8 protein-coding genes are annotated in these 8,258 nt (G+C 74.9%); 3 read left to right on the top strand and 5 right to left on the bottom strand.

All coding sequences use genetic code 11. The annotated features are described in order from the left end of the window. Positions 1-184: 184 nt before the first annotated feature. From AMK24_RS05240 to AMK24_RS05250, 3 genes are read right to left on the bottom strand one after another with little or no spacing between them, the layout of a single operon-like run. The gene (locus AMK24_RS05240) at positions 185-1,060 is read right to left on the bottom strand and encodes a biotin-dependent carboxyltransferase family protein (RefSeq protein WP_073765353.1); all 876 of its coding nucleotides are present in this window, start codon (positions 1,058-1,060) and stop codon (positions 185-187) included. Continuing rightward, the gene (locus tag AMK24_RS05245) at positions 1,057-1,956 is read right to left on the bottom strand and encodes a 5-oxoprolinase subunit B family protein (RefSeq protein ID WP_079190424.1); all 900 of its coding nucleotides are present in this window, start codon (positions 1,954-1,956) and stop codon (positions 1,057-1,059) included. The genes AMK24_RS05240 and AMK24_RS05245 overlap by 4 nt, the downstream gene beginning before the upstream one ends. 26 nt (positions 1,957-1,982) lie before the next feature. Beyond that, positions 1,983-2,732 (bottom strand): LamB/YcsF family protein, encoded by a 750-nt coding sequence (locus tag AMK24_RS05250; protein ID WP_073765354.1) that lies wholly within the window; start codon positions 2,730-2,732, stop codon positions 1,983-1,985. Between the two features lie 169 nt (positions 2,733-2,901). Here AMK24_RS05250 and AMK24_RS05255 point away from each other — a divergent pair, with 169 nt between their 5' ends. After that, positions 2,902-3,591, top strand: a complete 690-nt coding sequence (locus tag AMK24_RS05255) for an HD domain-containing protein (RefSeq protein ID WP_073765355.1) — start codon at positions 2,902-2,904, stop codon at positions 3,589-3,591. Positions 3,592-3,905: 314 nt separating this feature from the next. Next, positions 3,906-5,150: a PQQ-binding-like beta-propeller repeat protein gene (locus AMK24_RS05260; RefSeq protein ID WP_073765356.1), complete on the top strand. Its 1,245-nt coding sequence runs from the start codon at positions 3,906-3,908 to the stop codon at positions 5,148-5,150. A 253-nt stretch (positions 5,151-5,403) separates the two neighbouring features. Here AMK24_RS05260 and AMK24_RS05265 read toward each other — a convergent pair whose 3' ends face one another. Together AMK24_RS05265 and AMK24_RS05270 are read right to left on the bottom strand one after the other, a co-directional pair. Then, on the bottom strand, positions 5,404-5,670 hold the full coding sequence (locus AMK24_RS05265) for a hypothetical protein (RefSeq protein WP_143203687.1): 267 nt from the start codon (positions 5,668-5,670) through the stop codon (positions 5,404-5,406). Between the two features lie 296 nt (positions 5,671-5,966). Continuing rightward, a complete protein-coding gene (locus tag AMK24_RS05270) occupies positions 5,967-6,512 on the bottom strand; it encodes a hypothetical protein (protein WP_143203688.1) in 546 nt (181 codons plus the stop codon). 558 nt (positions 6,513-7,070) lie between these two features. Between AMK24_RS05270 and AMK24_RS05280 the strand changes: the two genes are divergently transcribed. Continuing rightward, positions 7,071-8,258 (top strand): Cmx/CmrA family chloramphenicol efflux MFS transporter (locus AMK24_RS05280; protein ID WP_199876369.1); only part of this gene is annotated, 1,188 nt, incomplete at its 3' end.

The raw sequence follows: 8,258 nt of genomic DNA on the forward strand, positions 1-8,258 counted from the left end.
TCGCACCCCGGCCGTGCGTCTGATGCGCGGCCGGTCGTCGCACCGGGTGGGAGCGGGCTCCGCCGGTGATGTGGCAGACCGGGGGCGTCTCCCGGACGGGCTCCGCGCGATGCGTCACCCCCTCGGCCCGTGCCCCGGCCACCGGGCGCCCGGCCGGAACGCCGGACGAGCCGCCGGACGGGGCTCAGGCCCGTACGAAACGCAGCCGCGTCCCCGGCACCGCCTGCGCGGCCCCGGCGAGGGCGTGTTCGGGGACGACGCCGACGACGGGGTAGCCACCGGTCGTCGGGTGGTCGTGGAGGAAGACGACGGGCCGTCCGTCCGGCGGGACCTGGATCGCGCCCAACACCACTCCCTCGCTCGGCAGTTCCTCCTTGCGGGACCGTTCCAGCACGGGCCCTTCCGTCCGCAGGCCGATGCGGTTGCTGTGCGGCGAGACGCGGTAGGCAGCGGTGAGGAGGGTGCGGAGCGCGGACACGGTGAACCAGTCGTGGCGCGGCCCGAGATGGACCGGCAGCACCAGTTCGACGGGGGCGCCCGGCCAGGGGACGGGCCCGGCGGCGCGCAGCGGGGCGCACCCCGCCGGATCACCCAGCGGAACGGTGTCCCCCTCGCTCAGCGGGGCGGGCCCGAGCCCCGAGAGGAGGTCCGTCGAACGGCTGCCCAGCACCGCGTCCGGCGTCAGCCCGCCCGCGAACGCCAGGTAGCCGCGCAGGCCGTCCACGGCGGGGCCCGCCTCCAGCACCGCGCCCGCCGGTACCCGTACCGGCGCGCCCCACGCCACCGGCCGCCCGTCCACCGTCACCGGGCAGCCCGCGCCCCCGACGACGGCCAGGACCGGACGGTCCGGTCGGACCGCGCACCCGGTGAGCGTGGTCTCCAAAACGGCGGCGTCCGGTGGGTTGCCGACCAGCCGGTTGGCCAGCCGGGCGGCGGGCGCGTCGAGCGCCCCGGCCCGTCCGACCCCGAGGTGCGCCCGGCCGGGACGGCCCGCGTCCTGCACGGTGGTCAACGCGCCGGGCCGGACCACGTACAGGCGGGCGGCGGCGGCCGACGTCACGCGCCCGCCCGGGGGGCGTATGCGCGGGAGCCGGGCGTACGGGCGGCGGGCGCCGAACCCGCGCCTCCGCCGCCCTCGGCCCCCACCGGTACGAACCTGACCGGCGTCCCGGGGGCGAGCAGCGCGGCGGGTTCCCGGCCCGGATCCCACAGGGGCCCCGGGTCCGGCATCCGCCCGATGAGCTGCCAGCCGCCGGGCGAGGGGCGCGGGTACACCCCCGTGTAGGGCCCGGCGAGGGCCACCGCCCCGGCCGGAACCCGGGTGCGCGGGGTCGCGCGCCGGGGCACGTGCAGCCGCTCGGGCAGCCCCGCGAGATAGCCGAACCCGGGGGCGAACCCGCAGAACGCCACCCGGAACGCGGTCCGGGAGTGCAGGGCCCCCACCTCGGCGGCCCCGACGCCCCAGAGCTCGGCGACCTCGTCGAGGTCGGGGCCGTCGTAGACGACGGGGATCTCCACCGGGTCGCGGTCCGCGCGGGGCGCCGTCTCCACCCGCCAGGAGGCGAGGTCCCGGGCCAACCGGTCGCGGGCCGACCGGTCCCGGGCCGACCGATCGCGGGCCCCAGGAGCGCCCCCGCCCCCGCCCCCGGCTCCGGCTCCGGCTCCGGCTCCGGCTCCGGCTCCGGCTCCGGCTCCGGGAGCACGGTCCGTTATCCCGTCGAGCAGGACGGTGCGGGCGGCCGGGACGATGTCGCGTACGGCGGGCAGCTCGCCGCGATCGCGGCGGCGGAGCAGTTCGGCGTGGAACGCCTCGGCGTGCTCGCCGTCGGCCAGTTCGACGAGCAGCCCGTGCGGTCCTGCGGGCAGGACCCGGACCTGCCGCGCGCGCGTGGGAGCCGAGGGAGGGCCGGGGGCGGAGGGGGCGCGCGCCCCCTCCGCGCCCCCCGGCACGCTCATGTGAACGCCCGTATCGCGACGCCCGTTCACGTGAACGCCCGTATCGCGACGCCCGCTTCCTCCAGCGCGGCACGCACCCGGCGGGCGAGGTCCGCCGCGCCCGGGGTGTCCCCGTGGAGGCAGAGCGAGCGCGCGACGACCGGGACGCGGCTGCCGTCCGCCCCGGTCACCGCCCGCTCGACGGCGATCCCGACGCTCCGGCGTACGACCTCGTCCGGGTCGTGCACCACCGCGCCCGGTTCGCCGCGCGGCACGAGGGTGCCCTGCGGGGTGTACGCGCGGTCGGCGAACGCCTCCTCCACGGCGGGGAGCCGGGCCTCGGCGGCGTGCGCGAGCAGCCGGGAGCCGGGCAGGCCGAGGACGGCCGGGGAGCCGCCCGCGAGCCGGACGCCCGCGACGACGGCGGCGGCCTGCTCGTCGTCCCGGACGGTCCGGTTGTAGAGCGCGCCGTGCGGTTTGACGTACGAGACGGTGGTGCCGGCGGCCTCCGCGAAGACCCGCAACGCGCCTATCTGGTAGGCGATCTCGGCGGTCAGTTCGGCGGCCGGCACGTCCATCGGGCGGCGTCCGAACCCGGCCAGGTCCCGGTAGGAGACCTGCGCCCCGATCCGTACCCCGCCGGCCGCCGCCGCGTCGCAGACCCGCCGCATCACGGAGGCGTCGCCCGCGTGGAAGCCGCAGGCCACGTTGGCGCTGGTGACGACGGCGAGGAGGGCGTCGTCGTCGGTCAGGGTCCAGCGGCCGAAGCCCTCGCCGAGGTCCGCGTTGAGATCCATCGTCACGGGCGCACGGTAGGGCCCGCCCTAGCCGGACGACAAGGGCCGGTCCGGAGGATGGATGCCCCCGGGCCCGGCCGCCCCGCGCACGCCCCGTCACCTCCCGCCCGTCGCGCGTCGCGTCACCTCCCGCCCCGTCGCGCGTCGCGTCGCGTTCTAGAGTCGCCCCATGACGAACCCCGGCCCCAGCCCTCGCCCCCCGCAGGACGCCGAGACCGGTCTCCGGGACCGCTGGCACGAGACGCTGCTGGCCGCGCGCGGCGGGGCGGACGGCCCCGACCCGCTGCCGTACGCCGAGAACCTGCTCGCCCGCTGGGCCGAGCCGCAGCGCCGCTACCACACGACCGCCCACCTGCGGGCGGTCCTGGAACGGATCGACACGCTGGCGGACCACGCGGAGGACGTGCGGGCGGTACGGCTCGCCGCCTGGTTCCACGACGCGGTGTACCGGCCCGACCGGAGCGAGAACGAGGAGCGCAGCGCCGCCCTGGCCGAGCGCGCGCTGCCGGAGGCGGGGGTGCAGGACGCGGTGACGGCCGAGGTCGCCCGGCTGGTCCGGCTCACCGTCGCCCACGATCCGGCGCCGGGCGACCGCAACGGCGAGGTGCTGTGCGACGCGGACCTGGCGGTCCTGGCGGGCGGTCCGGAGGAGTACGGGGCGTACGCGGCCCGGGTCCGGGAGGAGTACGCCTTCGTCCCGGACGACGCCTTCCGGGAGGGCCGGGCGGCGGTGCTGCGGCACCTCGTCGGCCTGCCCCGGCTGTTCCGCACCCCGTACGGCGCGGCGGAGTGGGAGGCGCGGGCCCGGCACAACCTGGCGGCGGAGCTGGAGCTGCTGGCCGCGTCCGCCCCGGACTGACCGGCCGGGCTGCGGACCGGCCGGCGGCCGCCTCCCTCCCTTCCCTCCCTCCCCGGGGGCGTCTCGTCAACGTCTCTCCCCCGTCGACGCGTCTCCCCCCTTGCCCCGTCAACGCGTCTCCCCGTCGTTCCGTCGACGTGTCAACGTGCCTTCGCAAATGTTCCGGTTCGTTCACGGTGTCGTCCCGGTCGCACCTTGGCCCGACCGGTGAAGGGCGCCGGGGGCTAACGTCTCGCATCGCAGATGCACACGCCTTCTGCGACGGCGATCCGCCGATCTTTCCGCTCCGAACAACTCCACGGGGGTAAGGCGACATGTCCAAGGGTCTCGGCACGACGGCCGGAAGCACGTCCCGGCGGCGCATACTGCGGCTGGCCGGGGGCGGGCTCACGATGGCGGTGGTCGGGGCCGGCCTGACCGGTTGCGAGGACGAGTCGGCGACCGGCGGCGAGGGCAGCGTTCCGCCGCCGCGCAGTGCCTCTCCCGGGGACGGCAAGGGGAGCGGGGGCGGCGAGGACGGCAAGGCCCCCGCGCCGCTCTGGACGAAGACCACCTCGGCGCAGACGTACGGCGACAACGACGAACTCGTCGCCGTGGACGGCGTGGTGATCGCGAGCGGCGATCCGCTGGCCGCGCTCGCCGGGGCGAGCGGCGAGGAGCGCTGGTCACTGGTCGAGGGGGCGACGCCCGGTGCACCGCTGCTGCTCGGGGCGGGCACCCTGTACCTGGCCAGCGGCAAGTACGACGGCAGCGTGATCGGCTTCGTACCGGGGACGGGCAAGGAATCCTGGCGCAGCCACCTCGGCAAGGAGTACCGGCAGCCGAGGCCCATCGCGGTGGACGCGGAGCAGGTGTACGTCGTGGCGGAGATCCTGGAGGCCGACGGCTCGTCCCACACCAACGTGATCGCCGCACTGAACAGCACCACCGGCAAGGTCGCCTGGAAGGAGCAGCGCGACCTCGGCACCGAGCAGAACGGCATCCACGCCGCCGTGCAGGGCCGCCACCTGGTCTACACGGACTACAAGAAGAACCTCACCGTCCGCGACACCGCCACCGGCAAGCAGGTGTGGACGCACAAGACGACGAAGACGAGCTACGGGCCGTTCGCCGTCCACCAGGACCTGGTGATCGTTCCGCAGGGTTCCCGGCTCCAGGCGTTCGCGCTGGCGGACGGCTCCGAGAAGTGGTCCGTGGAGGCGGAGGAGTTCTCCCTGTTCCGGGAGCCGAGCGTCGTGGACGGGGTGCTGTACATCGCGGACAGCGGGCGCATGCTGTGGGCCCTCGAACCGGCGACCGGGAAGAAGGTCTGGCAGTCCACGGCGCTCCGGGACGCGAGCGTGCAGGTGCCCCGGCAGATCGTCAGGGTGGGCGGCACGCTGTACGGGGCCACCGACCTGGACCCGGAGGGCGGCGTCCACGCCTTCGACGCGAAGACCGGCGCCCTGCGCTGGACGTTCAACGACGGGACGGGCGATTACCACGCGTGGCTGGTGGCCACGGACGGCAAGCACGTCTTCGCCCTGCACGGCAAGAAGCTGCACGCGCTGCCCGCCTAGGGCGTGTTTCGGAAGGAGCGTCGTCCGCCCGGAGGGCGGGTTCGGCGGCGTCCGGTGCGTGCGATCGCAAGGCGGAGGGCCGCCCCGATACTGGTGGTATCGGGGTGGTCCCGACAACGCGGCGAGCGTGCGTGCCGGGCGTCGCCGAACAGGCGGGGCTTTCGCAACACGCCCTAGGGCCGAACGGAGTCCGCCCGCGAACGGGCACCGGGAAGCCGGTGCTCCGCGAGGCGGGGCGAGGGGGCAGAAGGGGTCAGAACAGGGCGAGAGTGTCCAGGGGCTCGGGCTCGGGTGCGTCGGCGGGGTCCGGGACGTCGAGGTCGAGCTCCATCTGGCGGCCGGCCTCGGGCAGGTCCACGGTGCTCAGGGACTCCGAGCAGGACACGAGGAACCCTTCCGGGTCGCGGCGTGCGCTCGCATCGTCGTGCCGCCACAGGCGGCCCTTCGTCAGCGATCCGGCCATGGGGGCGACAGCCGTCGGCCGACGGCACTTCGGACACTCCACCCGGGGAAGCTTCACACCCCCAGTGTGGCGGACCGGCCCGTGGCGCACAGCCCCTTCTCCGCCGTGGAGCCGTGACCCACGTCAGCGACGCCGCCGTGCGCGACGTCCTCCGGCCGCACCGCGACCGCGGGGCGATCAGCCGGCTCCGCGCCACCCGGGGGGGCGCCGGGGCCGCGGCGACGGCGGTGGGGGTGGCGGAAGACCGGCTCGACCCGGATGCGCGGATCTCGACGTTGACCGGCTCTCGCACGTCATCGACTCCGTACGGCGGGCCGGTGAGCGGCCCCCGCTGCCGGCCGGCTCGCCAGGAGCTAGCCGACGGTGAGGTGTCCGCTCGCCACCATGTCGCGGACGTACGCCGGCCAGTCCTCGTCCAGCTTGTGCTCGAACGCCTCATGAACCGCTCGGCGTTCCCCATCGGTCAGCACCTCGCTGTGCCCGTCCGTGTAGGTCACGCGGAAACGCTCGGCCGTGTTGATCAGATGGTGGTAGGCCCGGCGGTTGACCGTCATGTACAACCCCAGGAGCGGGAGTCGCGCCAGTTCCGCGAGCGCGTGCTCCCACTCCACGCCGAGCGCGCTCCAGCTGCTGCCCTTCTCCCACTCCAGCCACCGCGTGACGTCCGTGAACCAGACCACTCGCTGATCCGGATGTTCGCTCGCGTACACATCCACGTACCCGAGAAGATCCGCCACGTCCTGAGGCAGACGGTCCCGCTGCCCGGAGGGAACGGTCGAGGGCGCGATGACGTGCGCCGCCTCCGCCATCCCGACGTTCGGGTCCGTCGTCGGCCACGGCAGCGCGTGCATCAACCAGTAGCGCGGCTGTGCGAAAAAGCGCTCTATCTCGGAGTCCAACACCCGTTCCTCCTTTGGCAGTTCGGCGACCCTACCCGATCGCCGGACGAGACGTCCGCGGATGAGCGGCAGGGGCGCCACGACGCCGGGAGGCGGCTGCGGCACGGACGTACCGGCCGGAACTCGGGCACGGTCCGGGCCTGTCCGACGGCACGAACGACGCCGACCGGCCCGGCAGCTCCTGGGACAGGGAGGCGGCGAACCGGCAGGGGTGCCCGGCGAGCTGTTCCCGGCGCCCGGCGACGAACCGAGTGGCGGCGGTGGACACGGTGAGGACCACCGCCGAGATCGCCGGCATGACGCCGGTGACGTCCCGGCGCACCGTGCTGACGCCGTCCGGTTGTTCCCGGGGGACCTGCGGTGCGCGGCCGTCGCGGCACGGGGTCAGGACGACGCCGGACACCGGCCTCTGCTCGGTGGCGGTGGCCTGCGGCCCGGGTCCGCCCAGGTCATCACAGGGCTGTGAACAGGCGCGGTCCCGTCCCGGCACCGGGAATGCGGACGCGTTTCCCCGCGTTGGGACGAGTCATGCCCGACTCTCCCTCACGCCGCACTTCCATGCCCCTGGCCGTATACATTCTCGGCCTCTCGGTCTTCGCCCTCGGCACCAGCGAGTTCATGCTGTCGGGTCTGCTCCCGCCGATCGCGGACGACATGAACGTGTCGATCCCGCAGGCGGGACTCCTCATATCCGCGTTCGCGATCGGCATGGTGGTCGGCGCCCCGCTGCTTGCCGTGGCCACGCTCCGGCTTCCGCGCCGCACCACACTGATCGCCCTGATCTCGGTGTTCGGCCTCGGCCAGGTGGCCGGTGCGCTGGCCCCGACGTACGAGATCCTCTTCGCCTCCCGGGTGCTGAGCGCGCTCGCGTGCGCCGGGTTCTGGGCGGTCGGCGCGGCCGTGGCCATCGCGATGGTCCCGGTGAACCAGCGGGCCCGGGCGATGGCCGTGATGATCGGCGGCCTGTCCGTGGCGAACGTGCTGGGCGTGCCGCTGGGGGCCTTCCTCGGCGAGCACTTCGGCTGGCGTTCGGCGTTCTGGGCGGTGGGCGCGGCCTCGGCGGTGGCGCTGGTCGGCGTCGTCACGCGTATCCCGCACATCCCGCTGCCGGAGAAGAAGCCGGAGCTGAAGCAGGAGCTGACGATCTACCGGGACCGCCAGGTCTGGCTGGCGATCGTGATCACCGCGCTCGCGGCGGGCGGCGTGTTCTGCGCGTTCAGCTACCTCGCTCCGTTGCTCACGGACGTGGCGGGCCTGGACTCCGGGTGGGTGCCGTGGATCCTCGGCCTGTTCGGGGCGGGCGCCCTGATCGGCACCGTGATCGGCGGCCGGGTCGCGGACGCGCACCTCTTCGGGGTGCTGCTGAGCGGCATCACGGCGTCCACGGTGTTCCTGGTGGCGCTGGCCCTGTTCGCTTCCAGCCAGGTCGCGGTGATCGCGCTGGCGTTCCTGCTGGGCCTGTCCGCCTTCTTCACCGCCCCGGCGCTGAACGCCCGGATGTTCAACGTGGCCGGGGCCGCGCCGACGCTGGCCGGAGCCACCACGACGGCGGCGTTCAACCTGGGCAACACGGCCGGTCCGTGGCTCGGCGGCACGGTGATCGACCTCGACTTCGGCTTCGCGTCCACCGCCTGGGCGGGCGCGGCGATGACGGCGGTGGCCCTGGCGGCGGTCGGCGTGGCCCTGCGCCTCCAGCGCGGCGGGGACCGGGACGGGAGCGGCCGTTCGCGGTCGCGGCTGATCGCG

The organism is Streptomyces sp. CB02366, from assembly GCF_001905905.1.
Lineage (GTDB): Bacteria > Actinomycetota > Actinomycetes > Streptomycetales > Streptomycetaceae > Streptomyces.

What these genes read in the sequence shown, in the direction of transcription:
- AMK24_RS05250 (WP_073765354.1), bottom strand. Translation starts at nt 2,732, where the DNA reads ATGGATCTCAACGCGGACCTCGGCGAGGGCTTCGGCCGCTGGACCCTG.
- AMK24_RS05255 (WP_073765355.1), top strand. Translation starts at nt 2,902, where the DNA reads ATGACGAACCCCGGCCCCAGCCCTCGCCCCCCGCAGGACGCCGAGACC.
- AMK24_RS05245 (WP_079190424.1), bottom strand. Translation starts at nt 1,956, where the DNA reads ATGAGCGTGCCGGGGGGCGCGGAGGGGGCGCGCGCCCCCTCCGCCCCC.
- AMK24_RS05260 (WP_073765356.1), top strand. Translation starts at nt 3,906, where the DNA reads ATGTCCAAGGGTCTCGGCACGACGGCCGGAAGCACGTCCCGGCGGCGC.